Genomic DNA, 26,008 nt, shown 5'->3' on the forward strand with positions numbered 1-26,008 from the left:
CCGACGGAGCCGATCCGCAGGTACGGGTTACGTGTCGTTCGAGTCCGATTCGTCGTCGGTCGGACTCGAGTTCTCGTCGCCCGTGTCCGGGTTGAACTGAACGTCTTTGCCGACGGCATCGTAGATGTCGTCCCAGTCCTTGTCCTCGTCCATCAGGAAGACCTCGACGGTCAGCGCCCCTTCTCCGAACTCCTCGATTCCGGCCGGACGAACCTCGATGTGGTACGTGCCGTTCTCCTCCATGCGAACGTGTCCCGTCCGTTCGACGATCTTCTGTTCGTCCTCGTTGATCTTGACGAAGAAGTAGGGCTCGCCCACAACGTCGCCGTGTTCCGGCGGATCGACGTTCTCCATGCTGGTGTTGGCGACGACCTCGAGGTTGAAGTTCGAGTAGCCTTCCCCGTCCTCTGCGGGCTCCTTGTCGACGAACTCGACGCGCTCGATTCGGTCCTCACGCTTGTCCTCGAGCGGTCGGTTCGGTTCCTCCGGCGGGGTCCACTCCGCGTCCGCGGTGGTGTTTCCACTGTCCCCGCCCCCGTCATCGTCCGTTTCGTTCTCGGTCCCGTTCGGCTCGACGCCCTCGTCGAGCTGCTCGGTCTCTTCGTCTTCTCCGTCTTCTTGTTTTTCCGCTTCGTCTTCTCCGTCTTCCACGTCTTCCATCCCGTTCGCGTCCGTCTCGGAGTCGTTCGACGGCTCCGCCCCGGTCCCCCCGAAGGCGCTGCACCCAGAGAGGACCACGAGCAACGCAACCGCGACGACGGCGACGTTTCGAAATCGCATCGTGGCTCCCGTTTCTGACGGGGTGCCCATTATTACAATCCCGATAAGCGCCGACGACCGGTTGGCCGACGGACGGGCCTGCACGGCCCTGTGATCGACGTTTCCGTGGTTTGCGTCGCGCGTACGTGTTTACCCCGAAGTCTCAACAGCCGGTTCAGTGTGAGCCCGTGATATCATCTCATTGTTGTTGACGACTCGGCGAAGTTCTTCGTAGGGATTGCGTCCCTGCTGGCGCCATGTCGCCAGCAGGGACAAGATCGTCTCGTGAACGAACATACCTCGATCGTTACGGAGTGTCCCGATGATTTTCCGGAGAACGACTGGTTCACGAAGTGCGTTCTCAGCTGCGTTGTTCGTCGGGGAGACCGCTGGCTCACCGACGAAGGTGAGCCAGTGGTCGATCCCTCCTTCGATTTTCCCGAGTAGTGTTGCCACTGGTTCGTCGGTTACTGACCGCCCCACGAGCGATCTAAGCCCGTTCTGGCATGAGCGGTGCATCTGTGCTCTCTCACGAAGACTCGGGTCGGTCTCCAGCCACGACTGGAGACCGACGAACATCTGCTTGAGATACCGGTAAACGGGTTCTGCCTCCTCGTGGTCACTAGCAGCGTCTTCAGCTTCTCGGAGAAGATGTGCCCAGCACCGCTGAAGGTTACTGCTGAACGCTGGATACGCCGTCCACCCATCGCAGATGACCGTTCCCGGGAAGTCCTCGCCGAGGACTTCCGCGGGAACATCACTTCCACGACTCTCCCTTACGGCGTATAGCGTGTGCTCGCTCGTCCGAAACGTCCAAATCCACGCCTGCTCACCCTCGCGTTTGATACCGGTTTCGTCAACGTGAACGATCTCTGCTTGCTGAATCTGTCTTCGAATCTGTTCGTATTCGCAGCGACCGGCGCGCGCAGCGCGCTCGGTCGCGTGCCACGCGGACGCGCCCGAGAGTTCTAATCCATGCAGTTGCTCGAACCGGTCAGCGATTTTCCGGTAGGGGAGGCGGTGATCGTACCGAGAAAGTGCTGCTTGAGAGATGACGTTCACCCCGAACTGCCCCTCATCGGGGCAGTCGGGGTGTGTAGCAACGGTTTCTGTTCCACAAGAGCTGCACTGGTAGTAGTGACGGTTGTACCGGGTGATTTCTGGTGGCTGTGGATCGGGAACCTCCTCGACGAGTCGGGGGCTGACGCCCACCGACTCGTCGAAGTGTTCGCCACACTCGGGACAACAGTCACAGGTGACATCGATCTCTTTGTCGGGATCTGCTGTTGCACGCCACTCAGGGTCGTGACCGTCCTTCCGTCCGGGAGTACCGCCATCGGTTCGAACATTCTCGTCTTCGTCGTCCTGCGAGGTCGGGGACTCGTCAGTCCCCGACCGTCGCTTACTGGGCGGTGTATGCGGATTTTCGTATTTGCGAAGGCGTGTTTCGAGTTCTTCTATCCGCTCGTCCTTCTGATCGATTTTCTTGTCCTTTCGCTTGTTCTCCCGTTCGAGTTCTTCGACTCGTTGCTCAAGTTGGAGAAGCCGAGAAAGGAGCTCTTCTTTGGTGAAATCGTCTGCGTTCACAGACTCCACCAACCAGTAGTGACAGCAGAAGTAACGGGATGGGCTCCGGTGCGGAGCCCATCCCTGAGAATCGTATCCGAGGTCTGCTGCCTGTTCATATCGCGTCCGTTGAACGCTTCCTACGAGAGAGTACCGAAATCAGCCCGGGCTAAACACATACCGTCGCGCGAAACGGTCGTTATACTGTGCACAACCGATACCGATACCGATACCGTAGAACCGATCGACCCCGTGCGACGACGGAGGAAAGGCTGGGGACCGCACGTCACGAGATATCACCGACTCGAGCCTCGAAAACCACGCTCCAAAGCGTTGGGCGAGCACTGCGCCCGCGGTCCCCGTCCGGTAGCTACGCCAGGGGGGTCCGTTCGACGACCTGCCCCTCGTAATTCGGATACTGCTCGACGATCTCCCCGTCGTCGACGTCGCCCTCCTCGATCATCTCCTCGAGCAGCCACCAGGCGACCTCGACGTGGTTCGATTTGACCGTGTAGAACTCCTCGGGGACGCCGAGTTCCTCGAAGCGCTCGGGATCGGCGTAGGTCTTCCCGTAGACGATGGTGCCGTCGTCGGTGACGTCGTCGAACTCCCGGCGGACGTTACGGGCCATTCGTTTGAGCCGACGGCGGTGCTGGGCGGCGTCCTTGAAGACGGAGGTACAGAAGTAGACTTTCTCGTGGTCGCCCATCACCTCGAGGATCTCGTCGCGGGAGCCATCGACCGCGCTCATGTGGTCCTCCTTCAGTTCGTACCCCTGCTTTTGCATCCGCCGGTAGTTGCCCTGGGACATCTCGAACTCGTTGACGTTACAGAAGTCGGCGGCGCCTTCGTCTAAGAACTCGAGGAACTCCTCCTCGGCGCGGATGCCGGGGATCTCGAACGCGGGGGTCAGTCCTTCTTCACGGGCGATATAGAGGATGTCTTCCCACTCTGTGCCGTGGAGGTCACCCCACTGTTCGTACGGCGGGTGGAACCGAATCTCGTCGAGGCCGGCTTCCGAGAGGCGGCGCATGTTCTCGCGGCCGCCGGTGATGCCGGTGTAGAGGTGGGTGTGGTGGTCCTCGCCGAACTCGTCTTTGACGAGCTCGAGGTAGTGGCAGGTTCGTTCGAGCGCTTCCTGGGGTTCCCCGCCCGTGATCGACGTCCCGAGGGCGTCCATCCGATGGGCCTCCTCGAGGACGTCCTCGTCGCTTTCGACGCGGCGCTCGTTGGCGTAGACGTCGGTGACGTTCTTGCGGTTCTCACCGAGCGGGCAGTAAAAGCAGTCGCGCTGATCGCAGTAACCGTAGACGAACAGGACCATCTTGCCGCCCTTGGCGCACTGCTCACACCCCTTCGAAATCATTCGACCGTTCCTACCCGTCCGAGCCTCAAAAGCCGTGCGAAACGGGGCCGACGAATGCGGGGTGGCTTCAGTTTGCCGTCGGCTTTCCTCGGAGCGAGGCGTCCGGGCGTCCGGAACCGCCGACCGCGACGACCGCTCGATAATTCCGTCGGTCCCAGAAAAGGGAAATACCACGCCGTCCAACGACGAATCGATGCTGCTGGTCCTCTGTGTCGATCTCGACGACGACCTCGGTCGCAAGACCGGCTTCTCCACGCCGGTCATCGGCCGGGAACCCGTCGAAGAGGCGGCGATCGCCCTCGCGACTGCGGACCCGGAGGACTCCGACGTCAACGTGATCTTCCAGGGGCTGCACGTCTACGACGACCTCGCCGAACGCGACGAGAGCGTCGAGGTCGCGGTCGTCACGGGCAACGACGACAGCGACGTCGCCGCCAATCGCGAAGTCGGCGAGGAGGTCGACACCGTCCTCGCGAGCCTCTCGACCGCGGAGGACGTCACCGCACTGGTGATCACCGACGGCGCCCAGGACGAGTCGGTCATCCCCATCATCCGCTCGCGGGTGCCGATCGACGGCGTCCGCCGGGTCGTCGTCCGCCAGGCCCAGAACCTCGAGTCGATGTACTACACCTTCAAGCAGGTGCTGGACGACCCCGAGACCCGCGGCACGGTACTCATTCCGCTCGGCATCCTCCTGTTGATCTACCCGCTCGCGCTGGTCGGCAGCGCCCTCGAGATGCCGGGGTTCGTCCTCGGAACGACCTCGGCGCTCCTGGGGCTGTACCTCATCTCCAGGGGACTGGGACTGGGGGACCGCATCGACGCGGCCGCCGAGCACGCCCGCCGCTCCCTCTATGCGGGCCGAACGACGCTGCTCGCGTACGTCGTGGCTACGACGCTGTTCGTCCTCGGCGGGGTCAGCGGAATGGACGAACTCGAGGCGGTCCAGGAGTCGACGCCGGGGGAGGTCGGCGTTCCGGTCATGCTTGCGGCGCTGGTCTACGGCTCGATCCAGTGGCTCGCCGCGGCGGGCGTCACCACGAGCCTCGGCCAGATCACCGACGAGTACATCGCCGGCGACCTCGAGTGGCGGTACCTCAACGCGCCGTTCTACGTCGTCTCGATCGCCATCGTGTTGCACGCTGTCAGCGCCTACTTCCTCGGCCGGGTCGGCGTCAGCTACCTGGCGACGGCCCTGACGGCGGGGACGCTGCTCGGCATCGCCAGCACCCTGGCCTTCGCGGTAGCGGAATCGCGCTTTTCGGAGACGGACCGGGGTCCGGGTTCGGGTCCTGACGCTCGAGACCGCAGTGGCGGACGGAGTCGGGGTCGGGGTCGAGATCGAGGTCGGGGTCGGGGTCGGGATCGGCAGGAGCGCGATCCGGACCGTGACCACGATGCGGATTCCGACGCCGAGAGCCGGCCGGCCGCGGAAGGCGCGCGCTCGTAGCCACCGCCGGGATTCGTGGGCCCCGTGTCCTACCGCTCTCGCTCCACGACGAACTCGGCCAGTTCGAGGAGGTACTCCTTCGCCTCCGGATCGACGACATCGACACGCTCCAGGGCGTCGATCGCTCGATCCGCCTCCGTCCGGGCGCGCGCGTTCGCTTCTTCGGGCGTGAGATCGGTCACCTGGACGACGGAGGGCCGCTCGAGGGCGGCGTCGTGGCCCGTCGGCTTCCCCAGTTCGTCGGGGTCGGCGACGGCGTCGAGCACGTCGTCCCGGATCTGGAAGGCGACGCCGACGCGCTCGGCGTATTCGCCGAGGGCCTCGACGGTGAACGGGTCGGAGTCGGCGGCGATCGCACCCAGTTCGGCGGCGGCCCGGAAGAGCGCGCCCGTTTTCCGGCGTGCGAGAGTCATGTACTCTTCCTCGTTTCCGGGTTTGGCCGACAGTTCCGTCGCCTCGCCGATGCCCAGTTCCACCATCGCCTCCGCGACGACCTGCGTCGCGCGCGGATCGGTCGAGAAGAGCGCGAACGCTTCACCGAGGAGTCCGTCGCTCGTGATGATCGCCGGCCCGTGGCCGAACTCGGCCCACGCGCTGGCGGTGCCTCGACGGAGCTCGGAGCGGTCGATGATGTCGTCGATCACCAGCGAGGCGTTGTGGACGAGTTCGATGCCGACGCCGAACTCGACGGCCTCCTCCGCGGTGCCGCCGACCGTCTCGCAGGCAAGCAGAGTGATCATCGGTCGAACACGCTTTCCGCCGGAGAGCGTCACGTGGCGAACTTCCTCGTTGAGCGTCTCGGGCTCGAGTCCGTCAACGACGTCGGTGAGGCGCTCTTCGATCAGCGCCCGACGGCGCTCGAGAAGTTCCATTACCCGCGCTTAGGACGGGGGTGAAAAATACGTGACGGTTCGGAAAGGTCCGAATTCCTTCGTTTCGTCCGTGTCACTACCGACAGAGTCCTCGGGTCGTTCTCTATTATATCACTGTTCAGCCAACATTCTTATCCCATTTTTGTCATCGTTGTCTGTCGGTTAGTCGTCCGCGTCTTCTCCGAGACCCGGCTCGATAACACTGGGTCGGTCGCCGTCGTCTCCCGTCCCGCGATCGTCCGCCCCTCTTCCGAGTTCGAAGTGGTCGAGCGTTTCACTCAGTTGCGACGCTTGATCGGCAAGCGAACTGGCACTTTCCGAGACCTCCGAGAGCGCGGACGTCTGTTCCTCGGCTGCGGCGGCGACGCTCTGTGACTCTTCGGCGGTCGATTCGGCGATTTCCGTCGCCGAGGAGATCATTGCAAGGATCTCCTGTGTCGAAGCGGCCTGCTGTTGGGTGGCGGCGGAAATCTCCTGGACGCCATCGTTGGTGTTTTCGGCGCGATCGGCGATTTCGTCCAGTGCAGTGGCTGCGTCCTCGACCGAATCGACGTGTTCGGAGATGCGAGTTGCCGTTCGCTCGACGTCCGCGACGGTTTCCGACGTCCGATCGTTGATGCGGTCCAGCCGATCCTCGATGTCTTCGGCAGTCGATCTGGTGTCCTCTGCCAACTCTTTGACCTGGGTTGCAACGACATCGAAGCCGGCACCGTCAGCGGTGTCACCGCGTGCTGCCTCGATGTTCGCGTTCAACGCGAGCATGTTCGTCTCACGAGCGATATCCGTAATCAACTCGACCAGTTCGTCGACCTGTGCCATCTTCGTCTCGAGGTCCCGAATTGCCTCGACCGCCTCCTCGGATTCGGCTTCGATCTCGTGCATGCCGTCGATCGCCTCTTTGGCGGCTTCCCGACCGTTACGGCCCGTTTCAGCCATTTGAGAGGCCATCTCGGCGACCTCGCTCGAGGAGGCAGCGATCTCCTCGGTCGTCGTCGACAGGTTCTCCATCTCTCGGTCGACCGTCTGCAGGGACTCGTTCTGGTTTTCGGCCCCGTCGGAAATCTCCTGGATCGATTCGGAAACCTGCTGAGACGCCGCTTGCACTTCCTGTGTACTCGCAGTCACCTGTTCACTGGCTGCTGCAACCTCGTCCGCGAACGCTCTGACGTCCGCCGTCGTCTCCTCGAGTCGTCCGACCATCTCGTTGAACGCGACCGCGATGTCGGTCATCGCATCGCTCTCGCTTTCGGGATCGAGTCGCCGGGTGAGGTCACCGTCAGCACAGGCAGCCATCGTCGTACTGAATTCCTCGGCTTTTCGCTCCAGATGACGCGTCATCCGCTCGATCTCCTCGCGTTCCTCCTCGGCCTCGCGTTCGGCCGCTTCCGCCTCACGCTGTGCCTCGGTCGCCTCTTCGCGCTTCTGTTCGGCCTCTTCCCGGGCCGCCTCGGCTTCCTCGATTTGCTCGCGAAGCGACGTTCGCATCGCATCGAAGCCGTCGAACAACTGTCCGATCTCGTCGGTTCGGGTCGTCTCGAGATCGACCTCGAGGTCGCCAGCCTCCATCGATGCTGCCCGGTCACGGAGGGTCGTTACCGGCCCGACGGTCTGTCGGCCGAGAACGACCCCGATCAGACTCAGGACACCCAGGTTCAGGGCGAGCATGAGCAGGATGTTGTTTCCGACGCTGGCTGCGACGCCGTACGCTTCCTCGGTCGGGACGCTCGAGACGGCGATCCACTGGGTGTCACTCACCGGGACGTACGAGTGGACTCGCTGTTCGTCGGTCACCAACTGTGATCGACCACCGAGAGCCGCCTCGAGGGCCTCTTCGTCGGCATCGACTGCGGCGTGGTCGGCCTGGAACACGTCGTTGCCCTCCGCATCGAGGATGAGCGTCGACTGTGCTGTGTCGTCTTCCTGTAACTGTTCGATCTGGTACTCGAGCGTACCGATCACGACGACGACCCGGTCGTCGCGGTCCTGGACTGGGCTGGCAAACGCCATCACCTGGTCTTCCAGGGTGGGTGATTCGTACGCCTCCGGCGTGTGCCAGACCTCCTCGTCCAGCATGAACTCCGAGTCGAAGTCGTGATCGCTCCATGGCTCCTCGAGATCCGCGAGCGGCCTGTCGCGGTAGGCGGCGGTCGTGCTAGTGACGATTTCGTCCGATTCGGTGTCGAGGTAGTGGATCGCGCGGACGTTGACGCCCATTCGGGCCTGTTCTTCGACGAGGTGGGCCTGTACCTCCTGTGGGTTGCCCTCCTGGAGGACGGGCGAGGCCGAGGCGGTACGGGTTTGGACGGAGAGTGACTCCATCCAGGAACTGATTTCGTCGGCCTGCATTTCGGCGGTCGTTTTCAACTGCGTGTTGGCGTCGTCCTGGACGGTGTTGTCGACGTAGACGTAGCTGCCAGCGCCGACGACGCTCATGACGAGGACGACGACAAGTATAGCGAGCACGAACTTGGCGAGATAACTGCGCCTGATGAACGACGGGACGAGTGTTGTTGCGAGTGACATGGTGTTAGGTTAGTATGGATCGAGACGGTCGATTTCCGTGATACCGGTGTCGGCAGTGCTGTCGAACTCCCAGTACTCGAAGGTCGTGTCGGTTGGGTCGCCGTTGTCGTCGAAGCCGGTTTCGTTGGCCGCGCCGCGGTATTCGACGGCGGAGCCCTGTGCGGCGAGTCTGATCCCGTCGGCGATCGTCTCAGGGGTGATCTCTTCGCCGCCTGGGCTCGTGACGGTGTGGATGGCGTTCTGGATCGCCTGGCCGTCGTTTTGGCCGGCATATGCGTTTGCGAGCAAGAGCACGGCGGTCGCGTCGTAAGCGTAGAATTCGAAGAGATCGGGGTCGCCGGTGTGGGCGTCGGCGTACAGATCGGTGAAGGTGTCGATGCCGGGACCGTCGATGAGTGGTGCGATTCCCCTGATCCCATCGAGCGGGTAGTCGACCCGTTCGTGAAGGTCACCCAGGCGGATGGCGTCGGTACACAACAGGTCGAAGGTGCTGTCGGGGTCGAGATCGGTAAACAGCGTCCGGGCCATTTCGGGGTAGATCGCCGGGATCACCAGGTCCGGATCCGATTCAGTGAGTCGGTCGATAGCGCTGTCGTAGGAGTCTGCGGTGACGTCGACGGGGACGTGATCGGTGATCGTCCCGTCGTGAGTGGTTTCGAACGCGCGCTCGAAGGCCTGGCTGAGTTGCCAGCCGTAGTCGTTGTTGACGTACAGCGTCGCAGCGGTATCGACGCCCCGGTCGGTCGCAGCAACGTCGGCCATGACTGTTCCTTGAACGGCATCGGAGAGTGCCGTTCGAAAGACGAACCCCCCGTCGTTGAGCGTGGTGAGAGTCGGGGTCGTCGCCGCAGGCGAACAGGCGGTAATCTGGTACGGAATGAGCACCTGCTGGGTCGCCTGCAGGACGATATCGGAGTCGAGCGGACCCGTCACCATCGGATACCCGTCGTCGACGAGCGATGCCGCCGCCTGTGCAGCGGTCACCGGATCGCTTTCGGTATCCGCTTCGGTGTACTCGATTTCGATCTCGAGATCGGGATCGTCGCGGACCTGCTGGATAGGGAGGGTCGCGGCGGCGAGGATGTCTTCGCCGACGGCACTGCGTGGACCGCTAAGCGGGAGCAAGATACCGAGTTTGATCGTCCGATCGGTGCTACGAGTTCCGACGCCAGAACCGGTCGTCCCGGAATCGGTGCCGGGAAGCGTGCCGGTACAACCTGCGAGGCCGGCGAGGGAACCACCGGCGAGCCCCGAAAGTAGTCGTCGTCTGTTCGGATTGCTGCCCATATTACTGGGGTAAATTTTGCTGCATGTAGTTCTGGTGGCCATTTTGGAGCTATCTGCCACTAATTGTGTGTATGTGTGAAGGGAACCATCAACTCAAATACTATTCCGGAGCCATTTTAGCTCTCTCCGGTGTGTTTGGATATAGCTACTTTTTGCTTGCTGGTAACTCTACAGTGGTGGTGCGTAGTCACGGCTGGCAGCCGAAGCCGTGACGACAGTTCCATTACCCGCGCTTCGGAGGGGACAAAAAGTACGCGACGGTTCGCAAAGTTCCGAGTTTTCGTGCCCTTCCGCTGGGGAACGCGGTTCCATTCTACCCTCCCTTCCCGTCCTGTCGCTGTCACGCTGTTTACTGCATCGACGGTTTCGCCGACGAACCGTTCGGTTCGCGTACGTTCCTGACGTCGCTCGCCTCGAGACGGTCGAACGCATCGAGTGCCGTCCCGAACGCTTCTTTCTACGGGGGGTCGTAACACAGATCATGGAAGACAGCCCGTCGGCCACCGTGCGGAGTGCCCTGGCTGCCGTCAGACCACCGCCCCGACTCGTCGACTGGTCGATCTTCACGGTCGTCGTGCTCGAGGCTGTTTCCGGGCTGGTCTCGTTTACTGTCGGCTCGCCGGCCGGCTGGCCGCTGTTCTGGCTCCACCGGATCTTCGGACTGACGCTCGTCGCGCTGCTGGGGTTCAAACTCGCTCGCGTTCGCCACCGGGTTCTCGAGACCGAACGATGGCGCGCCTCGACGCTCCTGTCGGTCTGCACCGTGATCGCGGCGACGGGAGCGATCGCGACCGGTGTCCTCTGGACGTTCGGGCTAGACGTGCGACTCTCCTACTGGACGCTGTTGAGCGTCCACGTCGGGTTCGGTCTCGCCCTGGTTCCGCTGATGGTGTGGCACCTCTCGACCCGGTTCCGGCTCCCGAAACGGCGTGATTTCGATCGCCGGCGGACGACGCTCAAGTACACGGCGCTGCTGGCCGGTGGGGCAGCCGTCTATCGCACCCAGGTGTTCCTCAATCGTGCCCTCGAGACGCCCGGGGCGGACCGCCGGTTCACCGGGTCCCAGCCCCGGGAAGGGAGCGGCAACGGGAGTTTTCCGGTCACGTCGTGGGTCGCGGACGACCCCGATCCGATCGACCCGTCGGCGTGGACGCTAACGATCGAGGGCGAGGTCGAAACCCCGCTCGAGTACTCCTACGACGGGGTGGCGCCGAACAGCGACGAACGGGCGCTTTTGGACTGTACGAGCGGCTGGTACACCGTCCAGCGGTGGCGCGGCATCCGCGTGGGGGACCTGCTCGCGGCGGCCGACGTTCGAGACGGGGCGGCGTTCGTGCGGTTCGTCTCGGTGACCGGCTACCGGTGGTCGCTGCCGCTCGAGGAGGCGCGAGAGGCGTTGCTCGCGACCCACGTCGGCGACGAACGGTTGAGCCACGGCCATGGCGCGCCGATGCGCCTTGTCGCCCCCGGACGGCGCGGGTTCCAGTGGGTCAAGTGGCTCGAGCGGGTGGAGGTCCGCCGGCGGTCCGATCCGGCACAGTGGGTCGTGACGCTGGTCAGCGGGTTCGAGTGAGGGAACCGTTCCTCGAAAAATTTGGACCAAAAAAGCCGCCCGTGGGCGGTTACTGGAACTCCTCGGTCAGCGCCGGAACGACATCGAACAGGTCGTCCGTGATCGCGTAATCGGCGATGTCCATGATCGGCGCGTTCGGGTCGGTATTGATCGCGACGATCGTATCGGAGCCTTTCATGCCGGCGACGTGCTGGACCGCGCCGGAGATGCCGATCGCGATGTAGACGTCGGGCGTGACGACCTTCCCGGACTGGCCGACCTGCCGGTTCTTCGGCAGCCAGCCGTTGTCGACGATCGGGCGGGAGGCGGAAACAGTCGCGTCCAGGGCATCCGCGAGTTCCTCGATGATCTCGAGGTTCTCCTCTTCCTCGATGCCGCGGCCGACCGAGACGAGCACGTCGGCCTCGCCGATGTCGACGTCGCCGCCGCCGACCTCCTCGAAGCCGTTGACCGTCGTGCCGAGCGCGTCCTCGTCGATACCGGCGTCGAAGGCCTCGATCGTGGCGTCGCCGGTGCCCTCCGCGGCGGGCCACTCGGCGCTGCGGATCGTCACGACCGCGGGCCCCTCGAGTTCGCTCGTCGTCTCGACCTTGCCGCCGTACATCTCGCGGGTCGCCGTCAGTGTCTCGCCGTCGGTCTCGAGGGCGACGGTGTCGGTGACGATCGGCAGGTCGAGTTCGTTCGCGACGGCCGGCGCGTAGTCGAGGCCGTTGACGCTGTTGGGCGTCAGGACGTACTGGGGGGCCAGTTCGTCGTACAGCTGGGTCGTCGCCTGGGTGTAGACGCCGTGGTTGAACTCCTCGCCGTAGTCGACGGTGTGGACGGCGTCGACGCCGTCGCGATTGAGTTTGTCGGCGAACTCGTCGACGGTGCCGCTGATGACCGCGACGTGGAGGTCGCCGCCGGTTTCGTCCGCGAGTTCGCGGCCGGTGGTGACGAGTTCGTAGCTGACGTCGCGGAGGTCGCCGCGGCGGTGGTCCGCCACTGCCAGGACGTCCGTCATGGTGCCACCCCCTTGTCGCGGAGGAGATCACCGAGCTCTCCGGCGGTTTCCTCTGCACTGCCCTCCCAGACGGTGACGTCGCTCTCGCTTTCGGGCTCGTACATGTCGGTCAGTTCGAGGTCCGAGTCGACGACCCCCTCGTCGACGCCGACGTCGGCCAGCGACTGGACGTCGAGTTCCTTGCGCTGGGCCTGTCGGATGCCACGCAGGCTGGCGTAGCGTGGCTCGTTGATCCCGGTCTGGATCGTCAACACGGCCGGCAGTTCGACGTCGGTCAGCTCCTCGACGCCGCCCTCGAGTTCCCGGCGGACGGAGGCGATGCCGTCCTCGAGGTCGTGCTCGAGGTGGTTGACGACGGCGGCCCACTCGAAGCCGAGGTCTTCGGCCAGCGAGACGCCGGTCGCACCCCAACTGTCGTCGCCCGACTGGACGCCCGAGAGGACGAGGTCGGGGTCTTCCTCCTCGACGACACCGCGCAGGATCTCGGTCTTGGCCTCGACGTCGAGCAGGTCGACGCCCTCGAGGGCGTCGTCCCAGACGCGGATCGCACGGTCCGCGCCCTTGGCGAGCGCCTGCCGGATGGTCTGTTCGCAGTCTTCCGGACCGATCGTGACCGTGACGACTTCGTCGGCGATCCCGGCCTCCTGAAGCTGGACGGCCTCCTCGACGGCGTAGTCGTCCCACTCGTTCAGGTCGGCACCGAGGTACTGATCCGCGATCTCAGTCCCCTCGATTTCGAACTCGTCTTCCACGGTCGCGACCTCTTTGACCGTAACGAGGATTTTCATCGTTGATCACTCACACGCCCCTCCCGTAAACGTTTTCGAAACATTGTTTTGCGGAGTCGTCGTTCATTTATCGATTCCCCTGGCTTCCTCGCGTTCGTCGGTCGCGCTTTCGACAGCCCGACTGCCGGTCGACCTCATCTGCCCCGCCTGTCCCGGACAGGCCCCAAAGGGTCCCTACTCGGGAGTAAGACGGAAACGGTTTAACGACGCCGCCGGTACTACGCGGCATGGCAGACTGTCCGCTCGCCGACGATTGTCCGAGTTTCTCCGAACGGATCTCGGGAATGGGATGTCAACACTACGGTGACAGGGGTGGCAAGGAGTGGTGCAAACACTACAACCAGCCCATCGAGGATCTGAAGACCCAGCCCGTCAAATCCGGCGAGGAGGTCGTCATCGACGTCGTCGACATGCACGAGAGCGGCGCCGGTGTCGGGCGGACCGACGACGGCTTCATCGTCATGGTCGACGGCCTCCTCCCGGAGGCCCGGGCTCGCGTCGAGATCACTGAGGTCCACAGCAACCACGCCCGCGCGGAGGAACTCGAGCAGTTGCCGATGGAACCGGAGGAAGACGCCGAGGAGGACTCGGCGGACGACGACGAGGCGGCGGCCGACGACGCCCCCGAAGACGCCGAGGGCGACGAGGACGCCGAAGAGAGCGCCGGGGACGACACGAACAAGCACCGCGAACGGCTCGGCAGTCGCGAGAACTTCTGGGGCTCGTAAGCCCTCGAGTGGACAGTCACGGTTTCGGTTGCAGCGCGGTCACGGGTCCGATCACGGTCGTAGTCCGTGGAACGATTCGTTGGGCGGTACCCCTTCCTTTCTCCCGCCGTCGCTGATCGTCTTGCGTTCATCCCTATCTGCGGTTCTCGCCACGCTCGTAAGCGGCGGCCCCGGCGAGGGAGGCCACGGTTCGGTGACCGGGGTCTGACCGGGACTCAAGTGGCCGGTCGTGCCGGAACGACTTGTTTTAACTACCGATGGGACAACAGACAACCATGTCACGCTCGCTTTCGGACTCGGTCGCCGCGGTCGTCGCGGTGTTTCGCCGCCGACCCGGGGATCTCCTCCCGCTGTACGTACTCGGGACCGCGATTCCGGCGGTCGCCCGCGTCATCCCGTTTCTCGCGGCCGCCGTCGCCTATCTCCACCTCGAGACGACGGGCCGACTCCGGGCGGTCCGGGACGAACTCTCCGGGATCGAGACGGCGCCGCCCGACCCGGAAGCCGACCCGGCGGCCTTCGAGGCGTGGGCCGAGGAACTCGTCCCCGTCGTCGAACAGTTGCTGACCCCTACGACGGGTGCGCTCGCGGCCGCCGCCGTGCTCGGGCTCGTCCTCCTCGGTATCGTGCTCGTCCCGATCGTCTCCGCGGCGCAACTGTCGGCCTGTTACGGGCGCTTGCGCGACGAACGCGGGCTGGTCGCTGGCATCGCGGGCGGGAGGCGGTACGCCCTCCGGTTCCTGGCGCTGTACGTCCTCGAGGTCGTCCTCTGGATCGTCGTCATCGCGGGCGTTGGGGCCGTCGTCGCGGCGCTGGTCGGCGGCTTCTCGCTGGCCGGAGTGCCCCTGGCCGGCGCGCTCGCGGCCCTCCTCGCGGCCCTCGCCGGTATCGCGGCACTTGCCGCCGTCCGGGCCGTGTTCGCCTTCGCGCCGGTCGCGGTCGTCGTCGACGACGCGGGCGTGTTCGGCTCGCTGTCCGCGACGGCCTCGTTCGTCCGCGCCCGGCCGGTCGGAGCAGCCTTCTACTACGTGATCGCGATCGGCTCGCTGATCGCGCTCTCGACCGTTGGCGGACTGTTCGCGCTGTTCGAGGTCGCGTCGCTCGTCCCGGTCCTCTCGACGCTGCTCGTGCTCCCCGCGCTCGACCTGCTGAAGACGGCACTGTACTGCGACCACCGGGGTCGGCTGACGCCGCCGGCGACCCCGGACCGGTCGGCCTGGACACAGTTCCGGGCCGGCCTCGGCCGGGGCTGGGGCGAGATGTGGTCGTTCGTCCGTGCGACGCCGTTGCTCCACGCCGCCGTCGTCGCGCTGGCGCTGGTCGGCTTCTGGCTCGGCTGGCGCGCCGCTGCGCCGTTCGTCGGCCTCGAGGCGTTCGAGGCGTCGATTTCGGGGCGACTCGAGGGTCACGTCCCGCCCGCGGCCGCGCTGGAGTTCTTCGGGAACAACTGGATGGTTGCGCTCTCGACCGCCCTCTCGGGGGTCGCCTTCGCCGTGCCGGCGATCGTCTCCGTGCTGTTCAACGGGGTGTTCTTCGGGATCTACGCTCGCCTCGAGGCCGACCCCCTCGAACTGGTCGCGTTCGTGGTCCCCCACGGAATCCTCGAGATCCCGGCAATCTTCATCGCGGGCGCGCTCGGGATCTCCCTCGGCGTCGCCTTCTGGCGACGGCTCCGGGGCCGGCTCCCGCGGGTCGCGTTCGCCGACGACCTCGAGCGGGCGTTCTGGGTGCTGGTCGGCGTGGGCATCCTGCTCGCGGTCGCGGCCGCGACCGAGGGGTTCGTCAGCCCGTACTACTACCAGCCGTTCCTCTGAGCCGACGAACCGGCGACACCCGCCGTATTTCCCGTCCGTCCCGTTCCCTCCGTGCGAACAGACCGAACCAATAAAGGCCGGCCGGTCCGTCGTAGGTGACATGACGACGAGGCTCGGAACGGCGAGTGCGGGGCCCGGTGAGGTCGATACGGGCCGTCTCGAGGTCGGCGAGACCCGGGACGGGAGCACGTTCGGCCTCCCCGTCGCCGTCGTGAACGGTGCGAAGCCGGGGCAGACGCTCTACATGCAGGCGGCAAGCGACGGCGACGAACTCAACGGCGTCGGCGTCCTCCAGCAGGTCGTCCCGCAACTCGACCCCGCCGAGATTGCGGGCACGATCCTGATCGTCGGAATCGTCAACTACCACGCGTTCCAGGTCGCCGAGCACCGCAACCCCATCGACGACACGAAGATGAACCGGGCCTATCCCGGTTCGGAGAACGGCACCTCGAGCGAGCGCATCGCCGCCACAACGTTCGACGTGGCGACCCGCGCCGATCTCATTCTCGATCTCCACCAGGGGTCGACCAGCCGGATGATCGACGAGGTCCGGGTTCGCTGTGGGACCCGCCACCGTCTTCACGACGAGTGTCTCGAGCTCGCGAAGGCCTTCGGCTGTGGCTACGTCCTCGACCAGAAAGGGCCGGACGGCCAGCTCGCCCGCGCCGCACCGGACGAGGGGATCCCGACCGTCGACCCCGAACTCGGCGGCTGCGTCGGCTGGGACGAGACGAGCATCCGGAAGGGCGTCGAGGGCGTCTTCAACGTCCTCACCTACTACGACTTCCTCGAGGGGACGGTCGACCTCGAGCGCCAGACCCGCGCCAACGGGTTCGAACAGTACGGCGCGTCCCGCGGCGGCCTCATCGACTTCGAGAAGGACCTCGGCGATGAGGTCGCCCGCGGCGAGACGCTGTACCGGATCACCACGCCTTTCGGGGAGACGAAAGAGACTGTCACCGCCGACAGCGACGGGATCCTCTGGCGGACCCGCCGGCTCCCCCAGGTCGCCACCGGGGAGTACGTCTGTTCGCTCGGCACGGACCTCGACTCCTACTGATCATGCCCTCGGATCTCACCTGTCCCGCCTGCGGGACCACGTACGCCGCCGGACCGGACGAACCGTGGCGTTGCGAGTGCGGACGCGCCCTCGAGTACGTCGAACGGCCGCTCCCGGAGGGCGATCCGCTCCCGCTCTCGCGGCTCGACACCAGCGACGGCCTGTGGACGTTCTTCGAGTTCCTGCCGATCGAACCGCACGTCACCTTCCACGAGGGCTTTACCCCGCTCGTCGATGCGCCACAGTGGGACGCCGAGTTCAAACTCGAGTACGTGTTCCCGACGGGGTCGTTCAAGGACCGCGGCGCGACGACGACCCTCTCGCGGGCGGTCGAACTCGGCGTCGAGAAGGTCATCGAGGACTCCTCGGGCAACGCCGGCGCGGCGATCGCGACCTACGCGGCCCGTGCGGGCCTCGAGGCGGACATCTACGTCCCCGCGGACGTCAAGCAGTCGAAACTGATGACGATCCAGCGCGCCGACGCCCGTCCGGTCCGGATCGAGGGCACCCGCCAGGACGTGACCGACGCCTGCATCGAGGCCGTCGAGGCGGGCGAGGGCTGGTACGCCAGCCACGCCTGGAACCCGGCATTCTACGCGGGGACGATGACCTTCGCCTTCGAGGTGGCCGCCCAGCGGGGATGGACGGTCCCCGACGCGGTCGTGCTCCCGGTCGGGCACGGCACCCTCTTCCTGGGCGCCTACCAGGGGTTCGCCCGGCTCAACGAGGCCGGGATCGTCGACGGGATGCCGAAACTGCTCGCCGGTCAGGCCCAGGGCTATGCCCCGATCGTCGAGGAACTCGACGGCGCCGGGGTCGCCGACGGCACCGAGCCCAGCGAGATCGCCGACGGCATTCAGATCACCACGCCCGCACGCGGGACGGAGATCCTCGAGGCGATCGAGGAAACCGACGGGGACGCGATCGCAGTCGACGACGACGAGATCGAGACCGCGATCGACCGACTCCACCGTGGGGGGTTCTACGTCGAACCGACGAGCGCCGTCGCCCCGGCAGCGCTCTCCCGGTACCGCGAGGAAGGGGTCGTCGATCCGGACGACGACGTCGTCGTCCCGCTGACGGGGAGCGGACTGAAGACGTTGTAACCCCGCGTCGTCCCGCGAGGCTGGGCCGAATCAACGCGAGCCAACGGCCACGCCGGCGGCCGGGGACTCGCCGCTCACCGCACGTGTCTCGTCGCCGAAAAACGAAAACCGAAGCCGAGGACGACCTCGTCCGACAGTTCTCCGCTCTCCTGGGACCGAGTTGCGGGTTGCGAGCCACGCCTGTGTGCTCGCGACCGCGACGTCGAGGAGGTCGTCGCGTTACTCCTCTTTCGCGTCGAGGACCTTCTGGATGTACTCGTCTTCGCTGAGTTCGTTCTTGATGTAGTCGACGACCCACTCGACGTCGACCAGGACGGCGAGGACGTGGCTGCCCTCGTACTCGAGGACCCACTCGACGGTGCTGATCTCGGCCTTGAAGCTGTCGGGATCCGTGACCGCTTCCGCGATGTCGAGGGCGACGGTCTCGAGTTCCTGCGAGAGCACTTCGGGGTCGGTGGTCTCGGTCTGCGTAACGACGTAGAGACGGTCGTCCTCACGGTCGACCTCCATGACCGTCATCACGTCGCTCTCGGAGTCCATATCGTCGTCGAACCCGGGGACGTCGTCGTCCCCGTCGTCTCCGTCGTCTCCGTCGTCGCCGTCGCTGCCGTCGTCACCGTTGTCATCGTACCCGTCGTCTCCGTTGTCGTCCATGCCGTCGTCCCCGTCGTCGGGGTTTTCGTCGCCGGTTTCGGTACTTGAACAGCCCGCAAGCACGGTTGCGAGCGCGGCTCCACTGCCGAGGAGGATCTTACGTCGCTCCATGCTCGAGCGGTCGAGGGACTCCGGGATTAGTAATTAGCTCGTACTGTCATCGTGGTTGATGTTGTCGTGCGACCCCCTCGAGGACGCCGTTAGATGTGCCTCTGGCCGATATAACGCCACCAGAACACGCCTGTCGTACGTTCACGAACGCTTACCAGTTTCGACCGCCCACAGTCTCGAGCGATCGAATCTCCGGATCGCGCGGTAGTCATCGGTTTCGACAAATAATCGGTTGTAGGCCCCGTAGCGGCCGTTACAGGCGGGGCCTACCCCGAGGTAAGGGTTGCTGGACGATCGACGGCGGTCGACGACGGGGATCGAGCGGGGACGGCGTCGTCGCGGGGTGGCCGAGGACGGCGAGGAGAGAAAGAGACGGCTGGTCGGGAGTCAGGAGTCGGATTCCGCTTCTGTAATCGCGCTCGAGACTTCGTCGTGTGCGGCTTCGCGGCCGTCGCCGTCACCGTCGCCGTCGCTGTCGTTCGCCTCGTCCCGGGAGTCGGACACGGGCGCGTCCGCGTCGCCTCCGTCCGACGTGTCCGTCGTCTCTCCGCGACGGCGTTTGGCACGTTCCTCGAGATCGATGCCCGCCAGGTCGGCGGCGATCCGGCGGTACGCGCTCGCTGCGGGTCCGTCGGGTTCGTAGACGACGAGCGGCGTCCCGGCGTAGACGCTCTCGCGGGCCGCGGGGTCGTCGGGGACGGCACCGATCAGGGGAACGCCGAGCTGGGCGGCGATCTCCTCGTAGGAGACGTCGCTGTCGGCGTGCGTGCGTGTGACGATCAGGCCTTCGACCTCGCCGTCGGCGCGGTCGGTCAACTCGATCGTCTTCCGGGAGTCCTGGACCGCTGCGGGTTCGGGCGTCGAGACGACGAGGACGCCGTCGGCCAGCCCCAGCGGGAGGACGGTTTCGTGGCTGATGCCCGCGCCGACGTCGAGGAAGACGAAATCGTAGGTCTCCCGCAGTTCCGCGACGACGTCACGAAGTCCCTCGGGGGAGGCTTTCGCGTAGTCGTCCAGTCCCGTGCCGCTGGGAACCGCGACGATGTTATCCGCCAGCCGGTAGGTGGCGTCCTCGAGCGATGCGTCTTCGGTCAACACGTCGTGCAGGGTGGTCGCGTCGGGCGAGAGGCTTACGAACCCCGCGAGGTTCGCCATGCCGAGATCGACGTCGACGACGGCGACCCGCTCGCCCGCCTGTGCGAGCGCGGTCCCGAGGTTCACCGTCGACGTCGTCTTCCCGACGCCGCCCTTCCCGCTCGCGATGGCATACACCGTCTCCTGAGACATACTCGAATACTGTCCGAACCGACGAACGGCAACACCTTAAATCGTCACCTCGAGTCCGACGCCCGCGGGTGGGAAAACAAGTCGGAATACTTCGGTTTTCGTGGGAGACTATCACGGTTCGTCGGCGTGTCAAAGAATACTTAGCCGCAGCACCGTTTTGTACGCCCAATGAGCCAGGAGGGCGAGCAGGAGCAATCCGACCGGAAGAAATACGAGTTCCGGAAGGTCATCGAGGATCTCAAGGACTACGACGGGTCCGGGACGCAACTCGTCACCATCTACGTTCCCGAAGACCGCCAGATCAGCGACGTCGTTCAACACGTCACCCAGGAGCACAGCGAAGCGGCCAACATCAAGTCAAAGCAGACGCGGACGGCCGTCCAGGACGCGCTGACCAGCATCAAAGACCGGCTGCGCTACTACGACACGTACCCACCGGAAAACGGCATCGTGCTGTTCTCCGGTGCCGTCGACTCCGGCGGCGGCCGCACCGAGATGGTCACCAAGGTACTCGAGAGCCCGCCCCAGCCGATCGAGTCGTTCCGCTATCACTGCGATTCGGACTTCCTCACCGAGCCACTCGAGGAGATGATGGCGGACAAGGGCCTGTACGGCCTGGTCGTCCTCGACCGGCGCGAGGCCAACGTCGGCTGGCTGAAAGGGAAACGCGTCGAGCCGGTCAAATCAGCCTCGTCGCTGGTCCCCGGCAAGCAGCGCAAAGGTGGCCAGTCCGCCCAGCGATTCGCCCGCCTGCGCCTCGAGGCGATCGATAACTTCTACCAGGAGGTTGCGGGGATGGCAAACGATCTGTTCGTCCCCCGACGTCACGAACTCGATGGGATCCTCGTCGGCGGCCCGTCGCCGACGAAAGACGAGTTCCTGGACGGCGACTATCTCCACCACGAGATCCAGGACAATGTGATCGGCAAGTTCGACGTCGCCTACACCGACGAGTCGGGGCTGTACGACCTCGTCGACAACGCGGAGGACGCGCTGGCCGACGCGGAGGTAATGAAGGACAAGAAGCAGATGGAGGAGTTCTTCGAGGAACTCAACGCGGGCGACCTCGCGACCTACGGGTTCGAGCAGACCCGGCAAAATCTCGTGATGGGCGCGGTCGACCGGCTGCTGATCAGCGAGGACCTCCGGAAGGACGTCGTCACCTACGACTGTCCCGAGTGTGGCAACACCGACCGGGAAGTCATCGACCGCCGGAAGGCGACGCCCGACCACACCTGCAGCGACTGCGGGACCGAAATCGAGGCCGACGAGGAGGACCGCGAGGACGCGATCGACCACCTCATCGAGATCGCCGAACAGCGCGGCACCGAGACGAAGTTCATCTCGACGGACTTCGAAAAGGGCGAACAGCTGTACAACGCCTTCGGCGGCTTCGCGGGTATCCTCCGGTACTCCACCGGCGTCTAACGCCGGTCGCTTCGCTGTCTTCCTGGCTCACCTCGTTTTCCGACCCCCGTCGGCTACTGGTTCGGGCCGACTCGAGGCCGCGACCGATCAGAGCGTGCCGCGAAGATAGACCGCGTTCTCGGTGATCCGCTCGATACTCCCCTCGTCGAGCGGGTGCGCCCGCTCCGTGGCGTCGCCCCAGCCCAGTTTGGCCTTGATCGTGCCTGCGATCCCGGGGTTCGGATCGACGTAGCCGTGCCCGTTCCTGACTTCGACGATGCGACCGACTTCGATCCCATCGGGGTTCAGTACGCGTTTTCCTTCGTCGGCTTTCGTGATCGTGTCTCTGTTCATATCGGGTCCGCCGTGTGGGTCGAGTAATCGCTTGGTAGCCGCTTGGTAGCGCCAGTGGATCGGTGGGTGTGACGCGTAATAAACGACCGAAACCGTTGTATTCCCCCACTGAACCGTTACCGCTCGCGGAACGGACGGCGAACGACCTGTCGGTGTTTCTGACCGTTCTCGAGCGGTGTAACGACGTCCTACTCGCACACAACGGAAGGGTTATACCGGTAGTCCCGTATTACCAGGCGATCAATGGACGCGTGCGAGTTCCCCGCCTCGATCGACGACCCCCGCGTTACCCGGCAGTTCTGTCGCCGCCTCCCCGGCGCGGACGGCGACGTTACCCTCCTCGGGGTCGTCCACGACCACCCCGCGAGCGTCGGCCGCGTCGAGCGCGTGCTCGAGGTCGTCGACCCCGAGACGGTCGCCCTCGAGTTGCCCCCCGCCGCGGTCCCGTTATACGAAGCCTACGCTCGCGACGCGGCCACCCAGTCGGCCCCGCCCCGGTTCGGCGGCGAGATGAGCGCGGCGATCCGGGCCGCTCCGGACGCCGAGGTCGTCGGCATCGACGCGCCGAACTGGTCGTTCCTCCGCCGGCTCCTGACCCGGCTGGTCGCGGACCGGGCCTCGGCCGAGACCGCCCGCCGCGTCGTCTCGAGTCTCGGCGCGGCGTCCCGCGAGGCGCTAACCTGCCGGATCGCCGCGACCGTGACGAACGCGACGTCGATGACGGTCGCCCGCGACGAGCACGAACCGATCGAGTACGACTGTGACCACGACGACCCGCCGGAACGCCAGGCCGCCCACGAACGATCCCACGTCGCCGGGGTCCGGGCCCTGCTGGGCGGCGTCGACGACGGTGCGCTCGCCTACCGGGACGACACCCGCGAAGAGTGTATGGTCGACCGACTCGAGACGTTGCGACACGAAGCGGGCGACGTCGTCGCGGTGGTCGGGATCGACCACCTCGAGACTATCGCCGACGAACTCGCCTGACTGCGGGCCGTCGTTTTCCGTTTTCAGTTTCCCGTTTCCCGTTTCCCGTTTCCGTTTTCCGGACTACTGCCGGTAGCGACGCTGCCCTCGAGGCCGTCGCTGAGGGCGTGAAAAAGAAAAACTACGTCCGCGTCCGCACGTCAGCGCCGTCCCGTCGGCCGCCTCGAGCGCGAGTCCGCCGACCGGTACTCCTCGGTGGGTGGTTCGATCACGATGTCGCCGTCGGCCTCGATCGTGACGCGGTAGCCGGAGACGACGAACGAAACCCGCCCGCGCGTTCTGGCTGTGCCGTCGTAGCGCGGTCGAAAGAGTTTGTCGAGCGCGTCCGGATCGACGGCGTCGTACAGCGAGATGCGACCGTCGGTCGGATCCACTCCCATGCAGTCCGCGAGCGCGTGAACGACGGTCGTACTGAGCGCCGCCGGCCCGTCGGGGTCGTGCGTGACTCGGTAGACCTCCGGGGGTCGGGGCTGCGATGCGGGGGATGTGCGTTCGTGCATGACTGTCCTCCCTGCTACTCTCGAGTTGACTGGTAAAAGCGTACTCCTTCACGGATCCATCTCCGAGCCCGTCAGTCCGGCGTTCGTGACAGTTCGAACGCTCGATAGCTATCGCTCCGGCACCCGACGTCGATCGGCTGTGTCACACGCGGGGCGTACCCTACCGACGGAGCGTCGAAACGCAGTGCCAGCAGTAGGTATACGCCTGGTCGGACGCGTTGTGTGCCCCGCAGTGCGGACACCTGATCGTCTCCCCCTCGAGGTCGCGGTCCTCGTCGGGAGCGTCGAACTCGTCGACCTCGCGCGAACTCGGATAGCTGTCCGGTCCCGGCGAGGACGGCGAACTGGCACGGTTCGGATCGGCGAACGACGGCGTTCCCGCCCCGTCACCGTCGCCGTCACGGCGGACGTACACGTAGTACAGTATCAGGTGCAGAAGGGCAAACAGCACCAGGTAGCCGATGAGCCAGCCCCAGAGCTCCATCAGTGTGGTATATGTTCTCAACACACTTGGGTATTCCCCGCGTCGCTCCACGGGACCGATCAGGGGAAGTGAAGGTTGCAAGACTCGAGCGCGGGGGCAGGGGCGGGGGCGGGAGCGGGGGCGAGAGCAGGGAGCGGAAGCGGAAAACGAGCGACGAGGCCGGCGCGTCGACTAGCGGGGCGGTTCCAGCTCCCGCTCGAACTCGTCGAAGACCTCGAGGTCGTCGGGGAGTTCGTACTCGATGTGGCGCTCCTCCTGGCGGTTGACGCCGGCCTCTTCGATGGGCGTGGCGACGTCCTCCCAGCCGGGCTTGATCTTGACGCTTTTCGCGGGCATGCCGACGGCGATGTGGTGAGCGGGCACGTCGTGCTGGACGACGCCGCGCGCGCCGACGATGGCGTTCTCGCCGACCCTGTTGCCCGCACGGACCATCGAGTCGTAGGTGAGCCGGGCGTCGTCCTCGACGATCGTGTGGTAGTTGCGGACTTCCGTCTGGTCGACGACGTCGTGGTCGTGGCTGTAGACGTGGACGCCGTCGGAGATCGAGACGCGGTCGCCGATGGTGAGCCGCCCGCGGTCGTCCAGGTGGACGTCGTCGTGGATCACCGCGTTGTCGCCGATCGTGATGTTGTGGCCGTAGGTGAACGTGATCCCCTTGAAAAAGCGGCAGCCGTCGCCACACTCCTCGAAGAGGTGGTCCGCAAGCATCCGCCGGAACCGCAGCGCGAACTCCACGTTGTCCGCGATCGGCAGGCTGTCGAACTGCCGCCAGAGCCACTGCAGGTGTTTCGATCGCCGGAACTGCTCCTCGTCTTTCTCGGCGTAGTACTCGCTCTCGAGGGTGGTGTTACAGGGGTCGTAGCTCTGTAGCCGAACGCGCTCGGCCGGCGAGACCGACGCGCCGTTCTGCCAGCGCTCGTAGGCCTCGCGGTCGCCGGAGAGGTCGATCAGGACGTCCTCGACCACCGAACACGTGTCCTCGTCGCTCGAGAGCCGCCGGTCCACCTCGTCGATGAACGCTCGCATTCCCGCCTCCGCCTCGTCCGGGAGCGAGACGTACCGCTTTGTCATATCCCGACGTATCGCTCGCGGAGTTGATAGGGGTTCGGTTGTCCGTTCGTCTCGCCGGCTCTCGGCCGGTGACACGAGTGTTACCGGCCGCCGAGTTACGGCGATCGGTCCCGCTGGGCTCCCGCGTCGGCGTCCCACTTCGCGACGATGAGCGCGGGGAGCGCGATCGCACCCGTCAACAGTAACGCGGTGACGACGACCGTTCCGGCCGTGACCCGATGGGGACTCACCTCGAGCCGGGTCGCGGCGATCGGGAGGGCAACGGCGACGCCGAGGACGACCGCGAGCAGGATCCGACTCGAGTCGCGACCGTCACGGGCTTCGACCATACGGTCACTTCGCGGGTGGCGGTAAAGAAGGTTCGACTCGAACGGCAGGACCGACTTCGAGCCGCCGGTTCCGACCGCTCGAGCGATTCCTTATAAGCACCTCTATATCTGGGTAATCTCGCTTTCCCGGTAGGGAACGACGTTCCACGTAGGAGGAACCCCACTATGACGCCCCACGAGCGCGAATTCACCTGTCCGGACTGTGGCCGAGAGATACCCGTCACCGAGGCGATGCTCGAGGCGACGCTGCGCCACGGCTGTCCCGTCTGCGGAGCCGCGGTCGAGAGCAGCCAACCGACCGCATAGTCAGTTACCCCTGGTTCTCCACCGCGACCGTTCGGGACCGACCCGACCGACGGGCGGAACCGCCGGTTAGCTACATCGGCCCCAGGGAGAGCCGAGAACACCCTTAGATTCCTTTGATCCCCTTGTGGAACGCGCTTATATATTGTGCCGTGGTGGCATGTAGCGTGACCGATCCCGAATACGTCCCCAAAGCGTGTGCGTACATCACCCGCACGACGGGAGAGTTGCTCGTGTTCGAGGGGCCCGGCCACGACGGCCTCCAGATCCCGAAAGGGACCCTCGAGCCCGGTGAGTCACCCAGAGAAGCCCTCTTCAGGGAAGTAATGGAGGAGAGCGGACTCTCCACACTCAACGCGACGTGTCATCTGACGACCGACGTCTGGACCCGCCGGAAGTCGCCGCCAAAACGATACGTCCGCCACTTCTTCCACGCGACGGTCCACGAGCCCCGCGACGGGTGGACCCACACCGTGACCGACGGCGGGGAGGAACACGGTTCCGAGTTCGAACTGTACTGGGTACAGCCCTCGACCGGCCGCGAGTTCGTCCTCGATCTCGACGACTACCTCCATCTCCTGCCCGCCGACGACGGCGGCGCAGCGGCAGCGTCGGACTGACCGCAG

At 65.2% G+C, this 26,008-nt stretch carries 25 protein-coding genes; 10 read left to right on the forward strand and 15 right to left on the reverse strand.

Going from position 1 to position 26,008, the window contains the following annotated elements:
- Positions 1–27 precede the first annotated feature (27 nt).
- From CHINAEXTREME_RS06595 to CHINAEXTREME_RS06605, 3 genes are all read right to left on the reverse strand, one after another.
- Entirely contained in the window at positions 28–780 is a 753-nt protein-coding gene (locus CHINAEXTREME_RS06595) for a hypothetical protein (RefSeq protein ID WP_007139770.1), read from the reverse strand.
- A 129-nt stretch (positions 781–909) separates the two neighbouring features.
- Positions 910–2,346, reverse strand: coding sequence for an IS66 family transposase (gene tnpC, locus CHINAEXTREME_RS06600; RefSeq protein ID WP_029601814.1), 1,437 nt, complete (start codon positions 2,344–2,346; stop codon positions 910–912).
- A gap of 349 nt (positions 2,347–2,695) precedes the next feature.
- Positions 2,696–3,691 (reverse strand): radical SAM protein, encoded by a 996-nt coding sequence (locus tag CHINAEXTREME_RS06605; protein ID WP_007140338.1) that lies wholly within the window; start codon positions 3,689–3,691, stop codon positions 2,696–2,698.
- Between the two features lie 193 nt (positions 3,692–3,884).
- Here CHINAEXTREME_RS06605 and CHINAEXTREME_RS06610 point away from each other — a divergent pair, with 193 nt between their 5' ends.
- Positions 3,885–5,141, forward strand: a complete 1,257-nt coding sequence (locus tag CHINAEXTREME_RS06610; protein ID WP_007140337.1) for a DUF373 family protein — start codon at positions 3,885–3,887, stop codon at positions 5,139–5,141.
- Between the two features lie 29 nt (positions 5,142–5,170).
- On the opposite strand, the gene CHINAEXTREME_RS06615 is transcribed toward CHINAEXTREME_RS06610, so the two are convergent.
- The 3 genes from CHINAEXTREME_RS06615 to CHINAEXTREME_RS06625 all read right to left on the reverse strand — a co-directional run bounded on the left by CHINAEXTREME_RS06615 (position 5,171) and on the right by CHINAEXTREME_RS06625 (position 9,823).
- Entirely contained in the window at positions 5,171–6,013 is an 843-nt protein-coding gene (locus tag CHINAEXTREME_RS06615) for a polyprenyl synthetase family protein (RefSeq protein WP_007140336.1), read from the reverse strand.
- A gap of 162 nt (positions 6,014–6,175) precedes the next feature.
- A complete protein-coding gene (locus tag CHINAEXTREME_RS06620) occupies positions 6,176–8,536 on the reverse strand; it encodes a methyl-accepting chemotaxis protein (RefSeq protein WP_007140335.1) in 2,361 nt (786 codons plus the stop codon).
- A 9-nt stretch (positions 8,537–8,545) separates the two neighbouring features.
- Positions 8,546–9,823 (reverse strand): ABC transporter substrate-binding protein, encoded by a 1,278-nt coding sequence (locus CHINAEXTREME_RS06625; protein WP_007140334.1) that lies wholly within the window; start codon positions 9,821–9,823, stop codon positions 8,546–8,548.
- 481 nt (positions 9,824–10,304) lie between these two features.
- On the opposite strand from CHINAEXTREME_RS06625, the gene CHINAEXTREME_RS06630 reads away from it, so the two are divergent.
- Positions 10,305–11,396, forward strand: a complete 1,092-nt coding sequence (locus CHINAEXTREME_RS06630; RefSeq protein ID WP_007140333.1) for a molybdopterin-dependent oxidoreductase — start codon at positions 10,305–10,307, stop codon at positions 11,394–11,396.
- A gap of 49 nt (positions 11,397–11,445) precedes the next feature.
- Here CHINAEXTREME_RS06630 and CHINAEXTREME_RS06635 read toward each other — a convergent pair whose 3' ends face one another.
- On the reverse strand, positions 11,446–12,399 hold the full coding sequence (locus tag CHINAEXTREME_RS06635) for an electron transfer flavoprotein subunit alpha/FixB family protein (protein ID WP_010546523.1): 954 nt from the start codon (positions 12,397–12,399) through the stop codon (positions 11,446–11,448).
- Complete coding sequence (locus tag CHINAEXTREME_RS06640) at positions 12,396–13,187, reverse strand: electron transfer flavoprotein subunit beta/FixA family protein (RefSeq protein WP_007140332.1); 792 nt, start codon at positions 13,185–13,187, stop codon at positions 12,396–12,398. The genes CHINAEXTREME_RS06635 and CHINAEXTREME_RS06640 overlap by 4 nt, the downstream gene beginning before the upstream one ends.
- A gap of 227 nt (positions 13,188–13,414) precedes the next feature.
- On the opposite strand from CHINAEXTREME_RS06640, the gene CHINAEXTREME_RS06645 reads away from it, so the two are divergent.
- The 4 genes from CHINAEXTREME_RS06645 to CHINAEXTREME_RS06660 all read left to right on the forward strand — a co-directional run bounded on the left by CHINAEXTREME_RS06645 (position 13,415) and on the right by CHINAEXTREME_RS06660 (position 17,895).
- Positions 13,415–13,915, forward strand: coding sequence for a TRAM domain-containing protein (locus CHINAEXTREME_RS06645; RefSeq protein WP_007140331.1), 501 nt, complete (start codon positions 13,415–13,417; stop codon positions 13,913–13,915).
- Positions 13,916–14,190: 275 nt separating this feature from the next.
- A complete protein-coding gene (locus CHINAEXTREME_RS06650) occupies positions 14,191–15,729 on the forward strand; it encodes a stage II sporulation protein M (protein WP_010546524.1) in 1,539 nt (512 codons plus the stop codon).
- Between the two features lie 100 nt (positions 15,730–15,829).
- Positions 15,830–16,789: a succinylglutamate desuccinylase/aspartoacylase family protein gene (locus CHINAEXTREME_RS06655; RefSeq protein ID WP_007140330.1), complete on the forward strand. Its 960-nt coding sequence runs from the start codon at positions 15,830–15,832 to the stop codon at positions 16,787–16,789.
- A gap of 2 nt (positions 16,790–16,791) precedes the next feature.
- The gene (locus CHINAEXTREME_RS06660) at positions 16,792–17,895 is read left to right on the forward strand and encodes a pyridoxal-phosphate dependent enzyme (RefSeq protein WP_007140329.1); all 1,104 of its coding nucleotides are present in this window, start codon (positions 16,792–16,794) and stop codon (positions 17,893–17,895) included.
- Positions 17,896–18,114: 219 nt separating this feature from the next.
- On the opposite strand, the gene CHINAEXTREME_RS06665 is transcribed toward CHINAEXTREME_RS06660, so the two are convergent.
- Both CHINAEXTREME_RS06665 and minD read right to left on the reverse strand, forming a co-directional pair.
- Complete coding sequence (locus CHINAEXTREME_RS06665) at positions 18,115–18,660, reverse strand: hypothetical protein (protein WP_007140328.1); 546 nt, start codon at positions 18,658–18,660, stop codon at positions 18,115–18,117.
- A 387-nt stretch (positions 18,661–19,047) separates the two neighbouring features.
- Positions 19,048–19,947 carry a cell division ATPase MinD gene (gene minD / locus CHINAEXTREME_RS06670; protein ID WP_007140327.1) on the reverse strand — a complete coding sequence of 300 codons (900 nt, stop codon included), beginning with the start codon at positions 19,945–19,947 and terminating at the stop codon, positions 19,048–19,050.
- Positions 19,948–20,115: 168 nt separating this feature from the next.
- Between minD and prf1 the strand changes: the two genes are divergently transcribed.
- Positions 20,116–21,375 (forward strand): peptide chain release factor aRF-1, encoded by a 1,260-nt coding sequence (gene prf1 / locus CHINAEXTREME_RS06675; RefSeq protein ID WP_007140326.1) that lies wholly within the window; start codon positions 20,116–20,118, stop codon positions 21,373–21,375.
- 87 nt (positions 21,376–21,462) lie between these two features.
- Here prf1 and CHINAEXTREME_RS06680 read toward each other — a convergent pair whose 3' ends face one another.
- Positions 21,463–21,708, reverse strand: a complete 246-nt coding sequence (locus CHINAEXTREME_RS06680; protein WP_007140325.1) for a hypothetical protein — start codon at positions 21,706–21,708, stop codon at positions 21,463–21,465.
- 243 nt (positions 21,709–21,951) lie between these two features.
- Between CHINAEXTREME_RS06680 and CHINAEXTREME_RS06685 the strand changes: the two genes are divergently transcribed.
- A complete protein-coding gene (locus CHINAEXTREME_RS06685) occupies positions 21,952–22,695 on the forward strand; it encodes a TraB/GumN family protein (RefSeq protein WP_007140324.1) in 744 nt (247 codons plus the stop codon).
- Positions 22,696–22,835: 140 nt separating this feature from the next.
- Here CHINAEXTREME_RS06685 and CHINAEXTREME_RS06690 read toward each other — a convergent pair whose 3' ends face one another.
- From CHINAEXTREME_RS06690 to CHINAEXTREME_RS06705, 4 genes are all read right to left on the reverse strand, one after another.
- Positions 22,836–23,195: a HalOD1 output domain-containing protein gene (locus CHINAEXTREME_RS06690; protein ID WP_007140323.1), complete on the reverse strand. Its 360-nt coding sequence runs from the start codon at positions 23,193–23,195 to the stop codon at positions 22,836–22,838.
- A gap of 160 nt (positions 23,196–23,355) precedes the next feature.
- Positions 23,356–23,679, reverse strand: coding sequence for a DUF7577 domain-containing protein (locus CHINAEXTREME_RS06695; RefSeq protein WP_007140322.1), 324 nt, complete (start codon positions 23,677–23,679; stop codon positions 23,356–23,358).
- A 171-nt stretch (positions 23,680–23,850) separates the two neighbouring features.
- Entirely contained in the window at positions 23,851–24,750 is a 900-nt protein-coding gene (locus CHINAEXTREME_RS06700; RefSeq protein WP_007140321.1) for an acyltransferase, read from the reverse strand.
- A 95-nt stretch (positions 24,751–24,845) separates the two neighbouring features.
- Positions 24,846–25,079: a hypothetical protein gene (locus CHINAEXTREME_RS06705; protein WP_007140320.1), complete on the reverse strand. Its 234-nt coding sequence runs from the start codon at positions 25,077–25,079 to the stop codon at positions 24,846–24,848.
- 165 nt (positions 25,080–25,244) lie between these two features.
- Between CHINAEXTREME_RS06705 and CHINAEXTREME_RS21800 the strand changes: the two genes are divergently transcribed.
- Both CHINAEXTREME_RS21800 and CHINAEXTREME_RS06710 read left to right on the forward strand, forming a co-directional pair.
- Entirely contained in the window at positions 25,245–25,385 is a 141-nt protein-coding gene (locus CHINAEXTREME_RS21800) for a DUF7560 family zinc ribbon protein (RefSeq protein ID WP_007140319.1), read from the forward strand.
- A 164-nt stretch (positions 25,386–25,549) separates the two neighbouring features.
- Positions 25,550–26,002, forward strand: coding sequence for an NUDIX hydrolase (locus tag CHINAEXTREME_RS06710; protein WP_007140318.1), 453 nt, complete (start codon positions 25,550–25,552; stop codon positions 26,000–26,002).
- Positions 26,003–26,008: the final 6 nt, after the last annotated feature.

Source organism: Halobiforma lacisalsi AJ5, assembly GCF_000226975.2.
Taxonomy (GTDB): domain Archaea; phylum Halobacteriota; class Halobacteria; order Halobacteriales; family Natrialbaceae; genus Natronobacterium; species Natronobacterium lacisalsi.

What these genes read in the sequence shown, in the direction of transcription:
- CHINAEXTREME_RS06695 (WP_007140322.1), bottom strand. Translation starts at nt 23,679, where the DNA reads ATGGAGCTCTGGGGCTGGCTCATCGGCTACCTGGTGCTGTTTGCCCTT.
- CHINAEXTREME_RS06620 (WP_007140335.1), bottom strand. Translation starts at nt 8,536, where the DNA reads ATGTCACTCGCAACAACACTCGTCCCGTCGTTCATCAGGCGCAGTTAT.
- CHINAEXTREME_RS06645 (WP_007140331.1), top strand. Translation starts at nt 13,415, where the DNA reads ATGGCAGACTGTCCGCTCGCCGACGATTGTCCGAGTTTCTCCGAACGG.
- CHINAEXTREME_RS06690 (WP_007140323.1), bottom strand. Translation starts at nt 23,195, where the DNA reads ATGCACGAACGCACATCCCCCGCATCGCAGCCCCGACCCCCGGAGGTC.
- prf1 (WP_007140326.1), top strand. Translation starts at nt 20,116, where the DNA reads ATGAGCCAGGAGGGCGAGCAGGAGCAATCCGACCGGAAGAAATACGAG.
- CHINAEXTREME_RS06625 (WP_007140334.1), bottom strand. Translation starts at nt 9,823, where the DNA reads ATGGGCAGCAATCCGAACAGACGACGACTACTTTCGGGGCTCGCCGGT.
- CHINAEXTREME_RS06610 (WP_007140337.1), top strand. Translation starts at nt 3,885, where the DNA reads ATGCTGCTGGTCCTCTGTGTCGATCTCGACGACGACCTCGGTCGCAAG.
- CHINAEXTREME_RS06640 (WP_007140332.1), bottom strand. Translation starts at nt 13,187, where the DNA reads ATGAAAATCCTCGTTACGGTCAAAGAGGTCGCGACCGTGGAAGACGAG.
- CHINAEXTREME_RS06605 (WP_007140338.1), bottom strand. Translation starts at nt 3,691, where the DNA reads ATGATTTCGAAGGGGTGTGAGCAGTGCGCCAAGGGCGGCAAGATGGTC.
- CHINAEXTREME_RS06685 (WP_007140324.1), top strand. Translation starts at nt 21,952, where the DNA reads ATGGACGCGTGCGAGTTCCCCGCCTCGATCGACGACCCCCGCGTTACC.
- CHINAEXTREME_RS06660 (WP_007140329.1), top strand. Translation starts at nt 16,792, where the DNA reads ATGCCCTCGGATCTCACCTGTCCCGCCTGCGGGACCACGTACGCCGCC.
- CHINAEXTREME_RS06655 (WP_007140330.1), top strand. Translation starts at nt 15,830, where the DNA reads ATGACGACGAGGCTCGGAACGGCGAGTGCGGGGCCCGGTGAGGTCGAT.
- CHINAEXTREME_RS06680 (WP_007140325.1), bottom strand. Translation starts at nt 21,708, where the DNA reads ATGAACAGAGACACGATCACGAAAGCCGACGAAGGAAAACGCGTACTG.
- minD (WP_007140327.1), bottom strand. Translation starts at nt 19,947, where the DNA reads ATGTCTCAGGAGACGGTGTATGCCATCGCGAGCGGGAAGGGCGGCGTC.
- CHINAEXTREME_RS06615 (WP_007140336.1), bottom strand. Translation starts at nt 6,013, where the DNA reads ATGGAACTTCTCGAGCGCCGTCGGGCGCTGATCGAAGAGCGCCTCACC.
- CHINAEXTREME_RS06635 (WP_010546523.1), bottom strand. Translation starts at nt 12,399, where the DNA reads ATGACGGACGTCCTGGCAGTGGCGGACCACCGCCGCGGCGACCTCCGC.
- CHINAEXTREME_RS06595 (WP_007139770.1), bottom strand. Translation starts at nt 780, where the DNA reads ATGCGATTTCGAAACGTCGCCGTCGTCGCGGTTGCGTTGCTCGTGGTC.
- CHINAEXTREME_RS06650 (WP_010546524.1), top strand. Translation starts at nt 14,191, where the DNA reads ATGTCACGCTCGCTTTCGGACTCGGTCGCCGCGGTCGTCGCGGTGTTT.
- CHINAEXTREME_RS06700 (WP_007140321.1), bottom strand. Translation starts at nt 24,750, where the DNA reads ATGACAAAGCGGTACGTCTCGCTCCCGGACGAGGCGGAGGCGGGAATG.
- CHINAEXTREME_RS06665 (WP_007140328.1), bottom strand. Translation starts at nt 18,660, where the DNA reads ATGGAGCGACGTAAGATCCTCCTCGGCAGTGGAGCCGCGCTCGCAACC.
- CHINAEXTREME_RS06630 (WP_007140333.1), top strand. Translation starts at nt 10,305, where the DNA reads ATGGAAGACAGCCCGTCGGCCACCGTGCGGAGTGCCCTGGCTGCCGTC.
- CHINAEXTREME_RS06705 (WP_007140320.1), bottom strand. Translation starts at nt 25,079, where the DNA reads ATGGTCGAAGCCCGTGACGGTCGCGACTCGAGTCGGATCCTGCTCGCG.
- CHINAEXTREME_RS21800 (WP_007140319.1), top strand. Translation starts at nt 25,245, where the DNA reads ATGACGCCCCACGAGCGCGAATTCACCTGTCCGGACTGTGGCCGAGAG.